Annotated in this window: 19 protein-coding genes and 2 pseudogenes; 12 read left to right on the top strand and 9 right to left on the bottom strand. The window is 50.0% G+C overall.

What is annotated here, in order from left to right; all coding sequences use genetic code 11:
* Nucleotides 1-146: 146 nt before the first annotated feature.
* The 5 genes from E308F_RS10400 to E308F_RS10420 form a co-directional block, all read right to left on the bottom strand.
* Entirely contained in the window at nucleotides 147-398 is a 252-nt protein-coding gene (locus tag E308F_RS10400) for a hypothetical protein (RefSeq protein WP_141264843.1), read from the bottom strand.
* A 5-nt stretch (nucleotides 399-403) separates the two neighbouring features.
* Complete coding sequence (locus tag E308F_RS10405) at nucleotides 404-2,188, bottom strand: phosphoenolpyruvate carboxykinase (protein WP_141264844.1); 1,785 nt, start codon at nucleotides 2,186-2,188, stop codon at nucleotides 404-406.
* Nucleotides 2,189-2,399: 211 nt separating this feature from the next.
* A complete protein-coding gene (locus tag E308F_RS10410; RefSeq protein WP_054937201.1) occupies nucleotides 2,400-2,762 on the bottom strand; it encodes a DUF2294 domain-containing protein in 363 nt (120 codons plus the stop codon).
* A gap of 63 nt (nucleotides 2,763-2,825) precedes the next feature.
* Entirely contained in the window at nucleotides 2,826-3,515 is a 690-nt protein-coding gene (locus tag E308F_RS10415) for an HAD family hydrolase (protein WP_141264845.1), read from the bottom strand.
* A 149-nt stretch (nucleotides 3,516-3,664) separates the two neighbouring features.
* On the bottom strand, nucleotides 3,665-6,343 hold the full coding sequence (locus E308F_RS10420) for a calcium-translocating P-type ATPase, SERCA-type (protein ID WP_141265245.1): 2,679 nt from the start codon (nucleotides 6,341-6,343) through the stop codon (nucleotides 3,665-3,667).
* Between the two features lie 492 nt (nucleotides 6,344-6,835).
* Here E308F_RS10420 and E308F_RS10425 point away from each other — a divergent pair, with 492 nt between their 5' ends.
* The 10 genes and pseudogenes from E308F_RS10425 to E308F_RS10470 form a co-directional block, all read left to right on the top strand.
* Nucleotides 6,836-7,042, top strand: coding sequence for a spore coat associated protein CotJA (locus E308F_RS10425; RefSeq protein WP_141264846.1), 207 nt, complete (start codon nucleotides 6,836-6,838; stop codon nucleotides 7,040-7,042).
* A gap of 24 nt (nucleotides 7,043-7,066) precedes the next feature.
* Nucleotides 7,067-7,324, top strand: coding sequence for a spore coat protein CotJB (locus E308F_RS10430; RefSeq protein ID WP_141265246.1), 258 nt, complete (start codon nucleotides 7,067-7,069; stop codon nucleotides 7,322-7,324).
* A gap of 15 nt (nucleotides 7,325-7,339) precedes the next feature.
* The gene (locus E308F_RS10435) at nucleotides 7,340-7,912 is read left to right on the top strand and encodes a manganese catalase family protein (protein WP_141264847.1); all 573 of its coding nucleotides are present in this window, start codon (nucleotides 7,340-7,342) and stop codon (nucleotides 7,910-7,912) included.
* Between the two features lie 127 nt (nucleotides 7,913-8,039).
* Nucleotides 8,040-8,435, top strand: coding sequence for a HEPN domain-containing protein (locus tag E308F_RS10440; RefSeq protein ID WP_216364511.1), 396 nt, complete (start codon nucleotides 8,040-8,042; stop codon nucleotides 8,433-8,435).
* Complete coding sequence (locus E308F_RS10445) at nucleotides 8,399-8,740, top strand: nucleotidyltransferase domain-containing protein (protein ID WP_011392910.1); 342 nt, start codon at nucleotides 8,399-8,401, stop codon at nucleotides 8,738-8,740. The genes E308F_RS10440 and E308F_RS10445 overlap by 37 nt, the downstream gene beginning before the upstream one ends.
* 86 nt (nucleotides 8,741-8,826) lie before the next feature.
* Nucleotides 8,827-8,991 (top strand): annotated as a pseudogene (locus E308F_RS10450) (manganese catalase family protein); the annotation flags it as partial.
* A gap of 87 nt (nucleotides 8,992-9,078) precedes the next feature.
* Nucleotides 9,079-9,405, top strand: a complete 327-nt coding sequence (gene tnpA / locus E308F_RS10455) for an IS66 family insertion sequence element accessory protein TnpA (protein WP_172613896.1) — start codon at nucleotides 9,079-9,081, stop codon at nucleotides 9,403-9,405.
* Nucleotides 9,399-9,755 (top strand): IS66 family insertion sequence element accessory protein TnpB, encoded by a 357-nt coding sequence (tnpB, locus tag E308F_RS10460; RefSeq protein ID WP_141264849.1) that lies wholly within the window; start codon nucleotides 9,399-9,401, stop codon nucleotides 9,753-9,755. The genes tnpA and tnpB overlap by 7 nt, the downstream gene beginning before the upstream one ends.
* 80 nt (nucleotides 9,756-9,835) lie before the next feature.
* On the top strand, nucleotides 9,836-11,413 hold the full coding sequence (gene tnpC / locus E308F_RS10465; RefSeq protein ID WP_141264850.1) for an IS66 family transposase: 1,578 nt from the start codon (nucleotides 9,836-9,838) through the stop codon (nucleotides 11,411-11,413).
* Between the two features lie 52 nt (nucleotides 11,414-11,465).
* Nucleotides 11,466-11,756, top strand: a pseudogene (locus E308F_RS10470) (manganese catalase family protein); the annotation flags it as partial.
* A gap of 130 nt (nucleotides 11,757-11,886) precedes the next feature.
* Here the strand turns inward: E308F_RS10470 and E308F_RS10475 are convergent.
* On the bottom strand, nucleotides 11,887-12,264 hold the full coding sequence (locus E308F_RS10475; protein WP_216364512.1) for a HEPN domain-containing protein: 378 nt from the start codon (nucleotides 12,262-12,264) through the stop codon (nucleotides 11,887-11,889).
* Nucleotides 12,265-12,288: 24 nt separating this feature from the next.
* Nucleotides 12,289-12,612 carry a nucleotidyltransferase domain-containing protein gene (locus tag E308F_RS10480; protein WP_236712971.1) on the bottom strand — a complete coding sequence of 108 codons (324 nt, stop codon included), beginning with the start codon at nucleotides 12,610-12,612 and terminating at the stop codon, nucleotides 12,289-12,291.
* Between the two features lie 348 nt (nucleotides 12,613-12,960).
* Here E308F_RS10480 and E308F_RS15875 point away from each other — a divergent pair, with 348 nt between their 5' ends.
* Nucleotides 12,961-13,122, top strand: a complete 162-nt coding sequence (locus E308F_RS15875; protein ID WP_172613897.1) for a hypothetical protein — start codon at nucleotides 12,961-12,963, stop codon at nucleotides 13,120-13,122.
* Between the two features lie 70 nt (nucleotides 13,123-13,192).
* Nucleotides 13,193-14,134 (top strand): glycosyl hydrolase family 18 protein, encoded by a 942-nt coding sequence (locus E308F_RS10485; protein ID WP_141264851.1) that lies wholly within the window; start codon nucleotides 13,193-13,195, stop codon nucleotides 14,132-14,134.
* Nucleotides 14,135-14,412: 278 nt separating this feature from the next.
* Here the strand turns inward: E308F_RS10485 and E308F_RS10490 are convergent, their stop codons facing one another.
* Both E308F_RS10490 and E308F_RS15880 read right to left on the bottom strand, forming a co-directional pair.
* The gene (locus E308F_RS10490; protein ID WP_141264852.1) at nucleotides 14,413-14,991 is read right to left on the bottom strand and encodes a plasmid pRiA4b ORF-3 family protein; all 579 of its coding nucleotides are present in this window, start codon (nucleotides 14,989-14,991) and stop codon (nucleotides 14,413-14,415) included.
* 377 nt (nucleotides 14,992-15,368) lie between these two features.
* Nucleotides 15,369-15,524 (bottom strand): hypothetical protein, encoded by a 156-nt coding sequence (locus E308F_RS15880; RefSeq protein WP_172613604.1) that lies wholly within the window; start codon nucleotides 15,522-15,524, stop codon nucleotides 15,369-15,371.
* Between the last annotated feature and the right edge of the window lie 225 nt (nucleotides 15,525-15,749).

Genomic DNA, 15,749 nt, shown 5'->3' on the forward strand with positions numbered 1-15,749 from the left:
TATAAAAGCGGGCCTCATCCAGCCCGCTTTTCATTAACTCCTCAATTTATATTATCGTACTTTCCTGCCTGATGGTCAAGGAGTGGGAAGGAACTGTAACCGGCCCGTCAATAGCCGGGCCATTTCACCAGAAGCGTGAGATTAATTTAGTCTACTATATCTTCCCCAGCCATCTCCGCCAGCATGCGTTCTTGAAAATAATTATCTTCGGCAGGATTATAGTGGTTACCCTGCAAATTTTTCAGTAACTCCTGGCGTTCTTCATTGCTTAAAAAACTACTGATAGCTTTTAATTCCCCAGGCAGGATTTCCTTAAATATAAAGAGTAACTTTTCTGTCCTGTTATCCCTCAAAAAACCGCGCACTTCATCCCATACTGACTCGCCAGCAAAATTCATTTACATCAACCCCCGTAAGTTATAAATTCAAATAAAGCTTTAGCAGCTGCTTCCGGGCCTTTTATTTCATATCCGTGCAGGCCCAACTGGGTACGTAACTGCCCTATTTTGACACCCCTGGCAAGCATCTGGCTAAAATATTGTCTGGCCAGAGCATCATGCTGGTCCCGCTTCTGGGGGGCACCAAAGGGGTTGGCAAAATAAGTATGCACCAGACCTTCTTCATCAGTGGTACCCTTGGAAAGCCGGGCACCCTCGCTAAAGACCTCCAGGGCTGTATCGACGTCATTAAACAACTCTATATGGGGATGCTTGTTATCTACCGGTTCATAATTATTAGCGTACAGGAATAGATCTACAGGATACCCCCTGGTAACTTCCTGGTAGTTAGTAATGGGGATTACCAGGCGGGCGTTTTTTTTATGAGGGTTCATGAAGATACTGCGGTCAATCTCCGCATAGGGAAAACCCGGGGCTAAATCATCCAGGCGGACAAAGGCGCCAATTTCTGTCCCGATGCCCACCACCTCTCCTTCAGGGGTTATCCTTAAGGATCCCATATCATCAAAAATAACTGTTAAGCGACGCATATAGTCCGTGGCCAGAACGCGAAAGGCTTCCAGGGATTCTGATTTGCCAGCACCGCTATCACCGACCAGGACCACGTTGGCACTAGCCCCTGTCCGTAAAACAATTCGCGCCATAGCACCATGAACAGGTAAATAACCATGCTCAATGGCAATAAGGTTATGCAGGGTTAAAACCATCTTTTTAAAATAACCAAAGTAGTCAACATCATCAGTTCGCCCGATCAGTCCTAATACTATACCCGCCTGCCGGTCTTCATAGTATACTGTCTGGCGCTTACCCAACAGTTCCGGCTCAACTCCGAAAATCAGGATGGCTTCTGGTCGTCGACCTTGAATTTCAGCTGGCTCAGCTAATTCAAACAGGTTGGCGAGACTGAGACCCAGGGGTAAATACCGTTTATGAAAATAGATAAAGGTTAACAAATCCCCTACTTTAGCCGGATAGCAAAGCCAATCCCTGGCTTCCAATTGACTATGCTTGAGGGGATTATGGGACACCGGCATAAACATACCCTTGCGGTAATTGCGTTTGGGGTAATATACCAGCGGCGGTTCGATAACTACCAGCTGGATAAAAGGTATCGCCTGCAACTGTCGGTATTCTTCCCCGGGAATATCCCAGGCAATTTTATCAGCCAGTATTCCTGCTCCTGCTCCGCAGGGTAGTTGCCGGTATACCCGGGGGAGTTTTTCCATTAAATTGGCCCCGATTTTCCGGTAAATTTCCAGTACCAGGTTGGTAAAGCGCTCATTAAGTTCAATAAACTTATGATGATCACTGGCAGTTTCTCCTGCCTGGTGGCAACCATCATCAACAATCAGGAAACGGGCATATTTCCGCCAATAATTGTAAAGCTTTTCCGCAAAATCATATAGCATTGTCTTTCTAGCCAAAACAGAATTGAAAGCAGGATAACGTTTGCTAATTTCATCTGGCCGGTATTCAGTAAGAAGCAAAAGTAAATCGGCAAGGGCCTCCTTATCCCACAGGTTGCTGGCACCAGCACCGCTACCTTGCTTACCAGCAGGTGTTCTCAGGAAAGGTTTTATAGCCTCCAGTTCCGGTGCCTGGTGTTGCTCTAAATCTTCAATGAAGCTTGCCAGAATCCGGTGGAAAATTGGACTTTTAAATATGTCCGATGCTGTTTCGCATATATTAGGTCCAAGGACAATAACATGATGCTGTTCCCACTCTGTCATCTCATTTACCTCCATAAGGTAAATAAAAAGGCCAACAATAATGTCTGTTTAAAGACACTATTGTTGGCCTGCTATTCGCCAGCTCTTCTGTACCAGACCAGCTGCCGACCAGCGGACCTTAAAGTTTGATGTTGGCTTCTCCCTCGATTAAAGGAGAATCCCCCATCGCTACCCCGTGTTATTATATACTATAGTTATGGTAAAGGCAAGCTTAATCAACTAGGGCTTCAAGATTAGCCTCAAGGGTAAAAACCAGAATCCTTTCTCCTGTGACGGTGCTAATATCAGTATGCAAACTTATTACCTTCTGACCGGTGAATTCCTGGATCATTTTTTCTAATAACGGACGGGAATCCTCCAACAACTGAGTACGTACTTTCTTAATCAAAATTTTACCTTCATGGCTATGAGCCAGGTGTTGTTCGGCCGGAGTTAAAACTCCCTTGAGACGGATAAAGATCTGGTCTTCAATGATAAAGGTTTTAACTTCCTGGGGTCCCCGGCCCAGATATTCCTTTTCAAATTTCATTAATGCTTTACTGATATCATCTTCAAGCTGCCCTTTACGGGTCATTTATATCACCTCATCCTGCTTTTAATTTACACCCAGAGTTAACGCTGGTAATATAACGGTCCTTTAGTTTACCAGGTCACCTATAATGTCCAGAACTTCCTCTAGACATTCAACTATATAATCAGGCTGTACAGGCTGATTTTGAAGTTTGGCCCTTTTACGGTTCAACCATACGGCAGTAGCTCCAAAGCCCTTGGCGCCTACAACATCGGCAATGAAAGAATCCCCTACATGAATGATCTCTTCCGGATTACACTTTAAAAGCTCAGCCGCCTGCTGGAAAATCACAGGCGAGGGCTTGTAAGCTCTGGCGTCTTCTGAAGTCACAATGGCATCGAATTTTAGTCCGTGTCTCATTAAAGCTATAGATAACTCGTGATTGTCAGTGTTGGAAATCAAAGCCGTCCTGAATTGACGGCCCACAGCCTCAACTACTACAGGAGCAGCGGTATAAACCTGACAGTTTTCTATCATTCGCAACCATATTTCCAGGTCATTGGGAACTCGCCTCCCACGAAAGCCGAATTGCCTGAAGGTCATATCCAATGCTTGATCAAAAACCACCCAGAGCTTAGAGAAAGGCCCCGCCATGATTAGTTTATCAGCAAACTTATCCCACTCCTGGTGAAAAGCTACAGGGTCGGCCGGAAAAGAGTTGGCTTGTAATATTAGTTCTGTGGCTTTAGCATGCAGACCCTCGATATTGAAAAGCGTTCCATAGGCGTCAAAAGTTACAGCACGTATATGATACATGTGTGTTCCCTCCAGCGGCCAAAAAGTCCTCCTGCCGTTGAGGCTAAGGTTGTGACAAGGGCGTATTTCCCCTATGCCGTAGGATGCCAAAGTAGTCCGGGCAGCGGCGAGCAGGCCCCGAGGGCATCAACATTAACCGGCATCAAAGTCTACCCTTTTTTGCCAACCTTCAGCTTGCCCAAAAGTTTACTTATTTCCACAGCCACCATGGGGACAAGGCTCAGGCTCAGGACCACCGCCCAGTCGCCGGTACGCAACACCGCCGTCTCAAAGATACCTCGCAAAAAAGGAATCAATACTACAGCCACCTGGAGAGATATTGACGCCAAGAAAGCATACACCAAACTGCGGTTACTTCCCAATCCTATGGACAGGAGGGATTGATCCATGCTCCGGACATTGAAGGAGTGCACCAGTTGCGACAGAGCCATGGTTACAAAAGCCATGGTATGGGCTTCCTCCAGGGTCCGTCCCCAGCTAAGGGCCAGCCAGTATGAAAACAGAGCCAGCAGCCCGATCATGGTACCCTGCCACACGATGTTAATGCCCATGCCCCCGGCAAACACTCCTTCCTTGGGTTTACGGGGTGGACGGTCCATAACGCCTTTTTCGGGTGGCTCCAGGCCCAGGGCCAGGGCAGGAGGACCGTCAGTAACCAGGTTTAACCATAGTATCTGGATGGGAGTCAGGGGACTACCCAATCCCAGTAAAATGGCAGAAAAGATAGCTACAATCTCACCGGTGTTGCAGGAAAGGAGATACTGGATAGACTTGCGAATATTGTCGTAGATGGTTCGCCCTTCTTCAACCGCATTGACGATGGTGGCAAAATTGTCGTCTAATAATACCATATCTGAGGCTTCTTTGGCTACCTCGGTACCGGTAATCCCCATAGCAGCCCCGATATCGGCCCGTTTGAGGGCCGGGGCGTCATTGACACCATCGCCGGTCATGGCCACCACATGTTTGTGTTCCTTTAGGGCTGCTACGATGCGGAGCTTATCCTCAGGGGATACCCTGGCGTAGACGGTGACGCGGTTTACCACCTCTTTCAGTTGTTGGTCGTCCATCTGGTCCAGTTGCGCACCGGTCAGGACGCCGTCACCCTGCTGCCAGATACCCAGTTCTTTCGCGATGGCCATAGCTGTTTCCTGGTGGTCACCGGTGATCATTACCGTCCGGATGCCTGCCCGGCGGCTGACAGCCACCGCTTCCTTGACCTCGGGACGCGGTGGATCCTGCATGGCATAAAAACCGACAAAGGTAAGGTCCTGCTCGGCGGTATCCGGTGAGAGGCCAGCCGGAATTTCAGGCCACCGGCGGACAGCCAGGGCCAGTACGCGTTGCCCCTGGGACGCCAACTGAGAGTTAATTTGCAAAAGCCGGGTACGCATTTCTCCAGTTAGAGGTTCAATTCCTTGCCCGGTCATTACTCCGGTAGAGCGGGCCAGCAATACATCGGGGGCTCCCTTGGTAAAGGATTGGATTGAGCCATCTATATGGTGAAAGGTGGTCATCATTTTGCGGGCGGAATCAAAAGGGATTTCGGCTAGCCGGGGGTAGGTCTTCTCCACCTCCTCCCTTATCAAACCCGCTTTGGCTGCTACCACTACCAGGGCTCCCTCCGTGGGATCGCCGATTACGCGGTAACCCTTCTCTGTTGCCTCTAACCGGGCGTCACTGTTTAACAACCCGCCCAGGAGCATTAATTCCAGGTTCCGATCAGTTAAAGGAGCAATTTCATTTCCCTGCTGGTTCAGAAACCGGCCGTCAGGCTGGTAACCAGTACCAGTTACCTGCAGGAAGTTGCCGGCAGTATAAATCTGGGTAACAGTCATTTCATTTTTGGTAAGGGTACCTGTCTTGTCAGAACAAATAACAGTTGCAGTGCCCAGGGTCTCTACCGCCGGCAGTTTTCTAATAACAGCCTGCCGCTGGCTCATCCTGGTAACGCCCAGGGCGAGCACAATGGTCACTACGGCGGGCAGGCCTTCCGGAACTGCTGCTACTGCCAGGCTGATGGCTGTCATAAACATTTCCAGAACATCTTCGCCCCGCCACAACCCGGTGGCAAACACCAGGGCCACGATGAATCCTGCAGCCATTCCCAAAGTTTTACCAAGTTCATTCAACCGCCGCTGCAGCGGTGTAGGCTCCAGCGGCGTTTCCTGAAGCAGTTGCGCGATCCGACCCAGTTGGGTGTTCATCCCTGTTTCCACCACCAGGGCCTTGCCGCGTCCGCTGGTAATAATAGTACCCATAAAGAGCATGTTTTTCCGATCGCCCACCGGGACTTCACCGGCCGCTATCATGGCAGGGTCCTTTTCTACCGGTACCGACTCGCCCGTTAAGGCGGCTTCGTTTGCCCGTAGGGAAGCCGCCTCGATCAGCCTGGCATCAGCCGGTACAGAATCTCCTGCATCTAATAATACTATATCACCAGGGACCAGTTCGCCTGCGTCAACCTGCGTTACCATTCCGTTCCGGATCACTTTGGCTGCAGGTTTGGTCATCTCCTTTAAAGCTTTAAGGGCCTGTTCAGCTTTATTCTCTTGATACACGCCCAGAACGGCATTCAACACTACGATAACAAGGATAACAATAGAATCTTCCCATTCGCCCAGGATACCCGAGATGATCGCCGCTCCAATCAGGATTAAGACCAGAATTTCCTTTAGCTGCCCTATAAACATGGAAAAAAGGCTGCGGGGGGGCGGCTCTTTTAAAACATTGGGGCCGTAGATCTTTAATCGTTCGTTGGCCTCCTCTTGATTCAGCCCCTGGTGCAGGTCTGAATTAAGTTCCTGGCAGACCTGATGGATCTCCATGGCATACCATTTCTTCTCTGGCAACTCATAATCCTCCTCCCAGTTTGTGTAGAGCTTTATCACTACAATAACCCTTAGCAAGTTAAAAAATGTAAATAAAAAACCTTTGTTCAGTGCAAAAAAGCACTAAACAAAGGTCTTGCTCCCAAGTTAAGCCCCTGGGACCAGGGCGGCTCTTACCGATGCGTACTGTCGCCCTGGTCAACAGGCCATAAGGCCTACGAGCTACTCCCTTTTGATTTTAATTAAATTATATACGAGAAACCCCTTGGCGTCAACCATTGGCTGAAATGCCAGTCACCAGGCCGGCACCGAGGGCCACCAAAGGGCGATTGCCCTTAGCCTCCTTAGGAAATGCCGCACCCTTCTCCTTGTTGCAGGAGTACCGGGCTTAAACCTGGATACAGGTGGCATCAAGCTTATCTTCTGGTAACCCTTCCTCCCCTATCCATCATAATATAAATTAGCGATTTTTAGGAGAGGAGGTCTATTATGACTGCCGACCAGCAAGGAAAGCGTAGTATTACTGTCCGTCCCGGCGACGAGCAGGTAGAAAAACAATCCTTTTCTTACCAGCTGGCCCGGGCCTATGTACCCTGGCAGCGTTTTACTAACAGGTGGGACCCTATGGAAGGCCTGGCCCGGGGGACGATTTTCCCCGAACTCTTCCAGCCTTACCAGCCCCGGCGGACACCTTAAAACAACCTGGCGGAGGGAGAAATGATGGATCCTCAACGCTTAAATCTGCTAAAGAAAATTATGGCCCTGGAATTTACTTGCGTAGACTTTAACCTTTACCTGGACACCCATCCCGAGGACTACCGGGCGTTAGCGGAATATAATGCCGCCAGCGAAGCCCTGCTGGCGGCAAAAAAGGAATACGAAAACCTTTACGGTCCTTTAACAAATTACGGCAGTACGCCCAGTCCCCAGGCCTGGCGCTGGATTGACGAACCCTGGCCCTGGGAAACAACTTTTTAGGCGGAGGGATTCAAAATGTGGATTTATGAAAAAAAACTGGAGTACCCTGTGCGCGTCGGTGGCCCCAACCCCCGCCTAGCCAAGGTAATCATCACCCAGTATGGCGGGCCCGACGGCGAGCTTGCTGCCTCTCTACGCTACCTCACCCAGCGCTACACCATGCCCCTCCCCCAGGCCAAGGCAGTTCTGACGGACATCGGCACGGAAGAGCTGGCCCACATGGAGATCGTGGCCACCCTGGTCTATAACCTGATAAAAGACGCTCCCCTAGAAGAAATCAAACGCGCCGGCCTGGACGGGTACTATGCCGACCACGACCGCGCCCTCTACTTTGTCAACGCCGCCGGCGCCCCCTGGACGGCCACCTACATCCAGTCCAAGGGTGACCCGGTCACCGACCTCTATGAAAATATGGCTGCCGAACAAAAGGCTCGTTCGACATACGAATACCTGATCCAGCTCTCCGACGACCCCGATGTTAGCGACACTCTCAAGTTCTTGCGCGAAAGGGAAGTCGTCCACTTCCAGCGCTTCGGCGAGACGTTAAACCTTGTATACGATTACCTGGAGCGTAAAAAGTATTATTAAAGCTAAAGCCCCGGTAAAGGGGCTTTTTTAAGTAAGTCACTTATCGGATTAGATTATAAAATGAGTTTAAAAAATTAGTGTTGGCCTTTCTTACAGAATGTGGTATCATATGGGTGAGGTGTTGTGGGTGTCGCCAGAAGTCAAGGAATGGATGGAGCAGGCCGAATACGATTTTTCCACCGCTAAAGCTATGTTCCACGCTAGAAAATACCTTTACATGATTTATATGTGCCAGTTAGCTCTAGAAAAAATCCTGAAAGCTGTCGTTGCTCTGCGAACAGATAAAACCCCTCCTAAAACGCATAAATTATTACTCCTTGTGAAGTTAGGGCAGGTTAATTTAGTAGAAGAACACCTTGAATTTTTAGGAACGTTGGATGCCATAGGTTCGGGGGCCCGTTACCCTAAAGACCTTGCTGCCGCACGAAAAACTTATTCCCGTAATGTTGCTCAAGATTATCTTGTTAAAACAAAGGAGATACTGGAATGGATAAAGAAAGACCAGATATTCAAGCAATTATAGAGCAGTTTGCTGATGCTCTAAAAAATCAAGGTATCCAGATCGACAAGATCATTCTGTTTGGCTCCCAGGCCAGAGGCGATGCTAGAGAAGATAGCGATATAGATTTACTGGTAGTATCATCCGATTTTGCTCAAATGCCCCTGTATCGCCGCTATGAAGTGCTGGGCAAAGCCCTGGCCAGGGTAATGCAGCCAATTGAACCCCTAGCCTGCACTCCTGAAGAAGTGCAGGTGGAAAAATTGAGCAAGGCTAGTTTCCTTTACGACGTCCTGGCCCGGCAAAAAACCGTAGAATACCGGCTTTAAACAAAAGCAGCAGGAACGCTTTGCCGTTCCTGCCAACAGGAGCAAGGTTTTTTACCTGTTTCTCTTTTAGTCTTGGATAACAAAATTTGAAGTCCGGCGGGCCCGACGGCGAGCTCGCTGCATCTCTACGCTACCTCACCCAGCGCTACACCATGCCCCTCCCCCAGGCCAAGGCAGTTCTGACGGACATCGGCACGGAAGAGCTGGCCCACATGGAGATTGTGGCTACCCTGGTCTATAACCTCATAAAGTAAGCGTCAAATACAACCCACCTTGGCGCAATATCCGAGTATAGGGGATAATCCTCTTCAGAACACAGGCTGAGGAGGAATTTCTTTATGACCAAAGCCGAACGGCAAGCACTATGGGAAACCCGGATAGCCGAATATAAGATGAGCGGGCAAAGCGTTAAAGAATGGTGCGCCGCCCATGAAGACGTTAGCCCCAAACAATTATGGTACTGGCTGCGGAAGTATAAAAACCAAGATGTAGTTTCCTCGGGAAAATCAAATCGGTGGTTGCCGGTAGAAGTAACCGACCAGACATCTATAGAACAGGGCCATACTTTACTGGTCAAAATAGGACCGGCCAGCATCGAGGTAAGATCCGGCTTTGATCCCGCCTTGCTTTCTCAGGTGGTTAAGGTGCTGGTAGCTTTATGCTAAACGAAGCGGGCATCGACCGGGTTTATCTCGCCTGCGGCGCAACGGATCTGCGCAAGTCCATTGATGGCCTGGCGGTGCTGGTTAAGGAAGGGTTCGAGCTGGACCCCTTCTCTTCTTGCCTTTTCGTTTTCTGTAACCGAAATAGGGATAAACTAAAGATCCTCCACTGGGAGCACAACGGCTTCTGGCTTTATTACCGCCGGCTGGAGAAGGGTAAATTCGTATGGCCTCAAGATACCACTACTTCCACCATCACCGTCACTCGCCGGGAGCTGCGCTGGCTGCTTGACGGCCTCCCCTTAAAACAGCCTAAAGCCCATCCTGAGGTAAAAGCGCGTATCATCTTGTAATAGAAGTCGTCAGGGAGAAATATTTTCACTTTGTGGTTAATTCTAGAGGAATTCGACGCGATTTGTCGAATCATTAAAGCATGAATACTGCTCAGTCTATAGATACCATGACCATAGAGGAACTGCGAGAGCGCTGTGTCCAATTGGAACAACAGGTCGCCGAACTGACCGCTAAACTGAATTGGTTTATGGAGCAGTTTCGTTTAAGCAAGAAGCGGCAATTCGGTGTTTCCAGCGAACGGACCAGGCCTTTAGAAGAAGAGCAGCTCTTGCTTTTTAATGAGGCGGAAGTGGAAGCCCGGCCGGAGGCGCCTGAACCGGCTTTAGAGACCATCACCTACCAGCGCCGTAAAACACCCAGCCGCCGGGAGATGAACCTGGAAGACCTGCCGGTAGAAGTAGTAGAGCACCGCCTGCCGGAAGAAGAACGGGTCTGTCCTGCCTGCGGCGGCCCTTTGCATGAGATGAGCACCGAGGTGCGGCAGGAACTCAAAATAATCCCGGCCCAGGTGAAAGTGGTCAAACATGTGCGCTACGTTTATTCCTGCCGCCGCTGCGAGCGGGAAGAGATAACCACTCCCGTTATCACGGCACCTATTCCGGCGCCCATACTTCCCGGCAGCCCGGTATCTCCCTCCCTCATGGCCTATATCATGACCCAGAAATACGGGGCAGGTCTGCCCCTCTACCGCCAGGAGCAGCAGTTTAAAGGTTTGGGGATTGAACTCTCTCGCCAGACAATGGCCAACTGGGTGCTGTACGGGGCAAATAAGTGGTTAGCCCTTATTTACGACCGCCTGCATGAACACCTGGTGCAAAAAGATATCCTCCATGCCGACGAGACCACCTTACAGGTGCTCCAGGAACCCGGAAGGGAAGCTGCCACCAAGTCTTACCTTTGGCTTTACCGTACCGGGCGGGATGGACCGTCAATCGTCCTTTACGACTACCAGACCACCCGGGCCGGCAAACACCCCCGCCGCTTCCTGGCGGGTTTTAAGGGTTATTTGCACGTCGACGGCTACGCCGGCTACAATGAGCTTCCAGATGTCACCCTGGTCGGCTGCTGGGCCCACGCCCGGCGCAAGTTCGACGAAGCCTTAAAGGCCCTGCCGGAAGATAAACGCAATGCAGCAGTGGCCGCCCGGGAGGGGCTGGAGTACTGCAACCGGCTCTTTGCCATAGAGCGCGAGTTGAAAGATAAAACACCAGAGGAACGATATCAAATCCGCCAGGTGCGCAGCCGACCCGTGCTGGACGCCTTTTTGGCATGGCTAAAAAACCAGAAAGCCCGGGTACTGCCCAAAAGTTCCTTTGGCCAGGCCATTTACTATTGCCTGGGCCAGTGGGATAAACTCGTAACCTTCTTGCAAGACGGGCGTCTGGAACTTGACAACAACCGCAGCGAGCGCTCCATCAAGCCCTTCGTCATCGGCCGTAAGAACTGGTTGTTTGCCAATACTCCCCGGGGTGCCAAAGCCAGCGCCATTACCTACAGCATCATAGAAACGGCCAAAGAAAACGGGTTAAATCCCTTCCACTATCTCATTTACCTCTTTGAAAAACTTCCCAACCTGGACCTCAAGGATAAAAATGCCCTGGATCAACTCCTACCGTGGTCGGAAACTTTGCCTCCTGTTTGCCGGATGAATAATTAAGCTTGTTTTAGCCCCCACCTTAGATGCAAGGTGGGGGTTATTTTACGCTTACCTCATAAAAGACGCTCCCCTGGAAGAAATAAGAAGGGCCGGCCTGGACGGCTACTATGCCGACCACGACCGCGCCCTCTACTTCGTCAACGCGGAAGGGGCTCCCTGGACAGCCACCTACATCCAGTCCAAGGGCGACCCCGTCACCGATCTCCATGAGAATATGGCCGCCGAACAGAAGGCCCGTTCCACTTACGAATACCTGATCCAGCTCTCCGACGACCCGGATGTCAGCGATACCTTGAAGTTCTTGCGCGAAAGGGAAGTCGTTCATTTCCAGCGCTTCGGATAAACGTTAAACCTGGTCCATGAGCACCTGGAGCGGAAAAAGTACTATTAAAATCAAATATGGGGGTTAGCCTCCCCCACCTACATAATGTTATAAAATACATCCTTTGTCAGGCCCTTCCGCTTTGAACGTTTTACCTACAGGACTCCCCAGTTTCTAAAGCTTCAACGATATTATTGTATATAGCCTCTGCCATCGCGATCGCTTTCTTAGCATCTTCATGGGTAGCTTCGGGCCAGTCACCAGGGTAACGGCCTTCAGTAACCCAATCGCTTAACCATTCAAGCTCTATACCAGCAAAGGCGGCCTTATCTTCATCCGGAAATAGCTCGATTAGGTACTCAAGGTCATGTTTATATGCAAACTCAATTCCTGTGCTGATCAAAAAAGCCTTCAAGCTTTTTTCCGCGCATTGTTGCGCCAAGTAACATGCCACGCCATACTCCGGCCCTTCCCTATCCGTAAAAGCCAGCCGGGCTACCCGTAAATCCCCCTTAGCTTTTTCAACCACTTGAGCGCCTCTTGTTTCCTTTCCTCAACGTTCATACATCACAACCCCTTCTTTAAGAGCGGGATGATAAACTGTCCACCAGGAGTCTTTATGTTTGTTAATGTCAGAAAGGCTGGCAACTATAACATCCTTGGGCACCTTGAATTCCCGCAGTTCTTTGCGGATTGCCACCTGCATCTGACGTTTTTTTTCCCGGGCACAGTCCATTATGACTAGGATATCTACATCGCTGTTTGGCCCTGCTTCTCCTTTAGCCCAAGAGCCGAAAACAATAATCTTTTCTGGATTAAATTTCTCTTCTATACGCTTTGCCATAGAATAAATAATTTTTTCATCCACCAGATCCATCCCCCCGGGATATTAGTTACCAGGCATTTCTTCCACTATTTTACACTAACATAATTAAACATTCAACAGACAATACCAGATAATGATTTCCCCGGGGCTTATAGTGCCTTGTTGCGATGTTATTTTATTACTGTTACTGGTTTTTCTGGTTATATATTTCTCTGAGAAATAACCTGGGCGCCTACCTTCCTACCTTGACATTACTCATCTTCTTCAAATCCATAGTCCTTAAATTTCAACGTACGATAGTTTTCCGTAACTGTTCTAATTACAATTTCCGGTAACCCTTTCGGAATTTCAGCATAAAGCCTTGGTAATCAAAATCGCCACCGGGTTGAGAGCGCTGGCATGGGCTTCCAAGCCCAGGCGCTGCAACAACTTCTCGAAGAGCGAGCCCTGGCCAGGGATACCATGGATGTCACCAAAGTTAGAGAAATAAAAGAAGAAATGGAACGGGCCGAGGCCCGGCGCCTGCAACCGCACTTCATTGCATCCTTTTTTATAGCGTGACGCCAGGTTTCCTGGACACATTTGCCAGGAATAACATATTATATAATTATGAACAGGAGGTGTTTTAAGTATGGCCTTGCAGGAACGGCAGGTAGAAAACAACTGGTATTATGTTCCTGATCCTCCGGGGTTAGCTTCCTTACGCAGCCACGGCGGCCAGTTAAGATATATCCTACCTTTCTGGTTTGGCGTAACCGAAACAGGAAGCCTCGTGGATCAAGCCGATACCGAAGGCCTAGCGGCCATCCGGCAATATAATCTCCCTGTGCTGGCCATCGTCCACAACTATTCCAGTCCCCAGTATAGACCCCTGATACACCGCTTGCTGACTACGCCAAGCTTGCGCCAGACATTGGTAAACAATATCTTAACCCTCATGTACCGCTGGGGGTTTGCCGGCGTAAATATCGATTTTGAATTTGTGCCTCCGGAGGATCGTCCCTCTTTGACAAGCTTTATGCGTCAGCTCTCCCAGGCCCTCCGTACGGCAGGCTTTTTAACCACCATTTCCGTACCGGCAGAACTGGAGGATAACCCCCGCCACCCCTTCTCGGGCGCTTTTAGTTATCCGGAACTAGGAGCACTTAGTGACCAGGTCTATATTCTAGCTTACGACGAACATTTCGCTACACCCGGCCCTATCGCTTCCATGGGTTTTGTCCGTCGGGTACTGGACTATGCTGTAAGCGTTATCCCCCGGGAAAAAATACGCCTCGGTATGGCTGTTTATGGTTACGACTGGGCTGAAGGAGCGCCTATTCCCATAACTCTCTCCCACAGCCAAGCCGTAGAACTTGCTCGCCGCGTGGGTGCCACTATCTATTATGACCAAGCGGCCCAGGAATCCACCTTTAGTTATGTAGAGGATAATATTTCCCATGTAGTATGGTTTGAAGATGTACGGAGCTTTAGCACAAAGCTAGGCCTGGTGCGGGAGTACAACCTCCCTGGCATCGGTGTCTGGCGCCTGGGCCTGGAAGACCCGCGCATCTGGGAACTGCGAGTTCTCTGAATTTCTCGCTATATAATCTGTACGGTTTCATTTTATACGGCAATATCCTCTAGAGCTTTGGTCGCACGTAGGTTTTCCTCCGGCAAAAGTCGCCGGACATACACGGTCAGGCAGAGCAGAAAGCGGGCTCGTCCTGACCGCACCTCTGGGGGTTAAGGTTTTATGGAACAGCCTGGCCCGAAAGGTGGCCCTTACGAGCCCGGTGCCACAACACCATCATAGGTGAAAAAGGGTGAAAAAGCGGCCATGAAAAACAATTAAAGCCCCGGTGGTCGGTACTACCTCACCCTCAGGCGCCTGAGCCGCCGGTTGACTTCTTCTATATCGAACGCCTCCGGGTCGAACTCCCCGCCCAGCCACTCGACCGTTTCCTCATATTCTTCATGGTCCGGATTGGATAGAATTTCGAGCATCCTTGCGTAACCCCACGATCCGCCGCAATCCTCCGGAGGGCAGGCCCGGGCGCCCTCCAGGCATATAGGATAGGGGGTTCCCTCAGCGGGTGGCAGTATCTTCTCCAGCACCAACTCGTGTTCCCAACCGTCGCCAAAGTCGTATTCGTAAAGGAACTTCATCCTGGGCCTGGTTAACACCTGCCAGAGCTTCACTCTTCTGGCGTTCACATACTCCGCATCAAACTCGGGATCGGGGTCGCAGTAGTAAGTTCCGCGGATAATGAACTGGTAAAGGTGATAGTTCCACCACCCCATCACAGCCTGCAGCACCAGGTGCAGCCGGTAAAGAGAAATGTCGCGGGTCACCTGGAACCTCCGCCATACGGGCGGATGGACATCCCTCAGTGTCACCTTGAACTGATAAACAGCCCGCCAGGGATCAACCTTTTCTTGTTTCGCCATATTCTTTCCGCACCTGCCTTATAGCATAGTTCTAGTATCTTAGCTTGCAGCGATTTGCCTGCTAACCCCTTATGCCCAGGGAGCACAACCACTTTGAAAATAGGGTTAAGGACTATTTTCGTACTAACCGGCCATGCCCGGGAGGCACAACCACCTAATGAAAATAGACTAAAGGCTATTTTCGGACTAACCGCCATGCCCCCAAAGCACAGCCAATCTCAATGGTGTGTCCAGGGCGGTGAGGAACACCACCTATTTCCCCGGCCCGGAAACCAGGCACCGGGCCTGCTTCAGCCATCTTTTAGCTTCCAGAGCATATTCTGGCCTCATAGAGTATCTTCCCCTCACTTATTATTTGCCGAATAAACGGTCGGGTTCTAGCCAGTTCGGCAAACTCCTGCGGCGTATAAACCAATAAATAAATCCACCGCTACAAGCGGTGCTACCGTGCGGTAAATTACGTCCAGCCGCACATGCTTCAATTCAGCAGGCGAGAGCTTCAGGAGTTCTTTTATCAAAGCCTCACGGGTCATGCAGACACCTCCCTGAAACCATTATAGCATTTCCATACAAGCATTCCTGTAATGAATTAAGGTAGGTGTTGCCAATAAAAAAGCCTCCTGGTAAAAAAATAATAGACTCAAAACAAACAAACCCACCAGGAGGCGAGAAACCGTATGAATGAGGTGCAAAAGAAATTGTTGCCTCTAACCGGGCGTCACTGTTTAACAACCCGCCCAAAAGCATTAATTCCAGGT

The sequence above is a fragment of the Moorella sp. E308F genome, from assembly GCF_006538365.1.
GTDB lineage: Bacteria > Bacillota > DSM-521 > Neomoorellales > Neomoorellaceae > Neomoorella.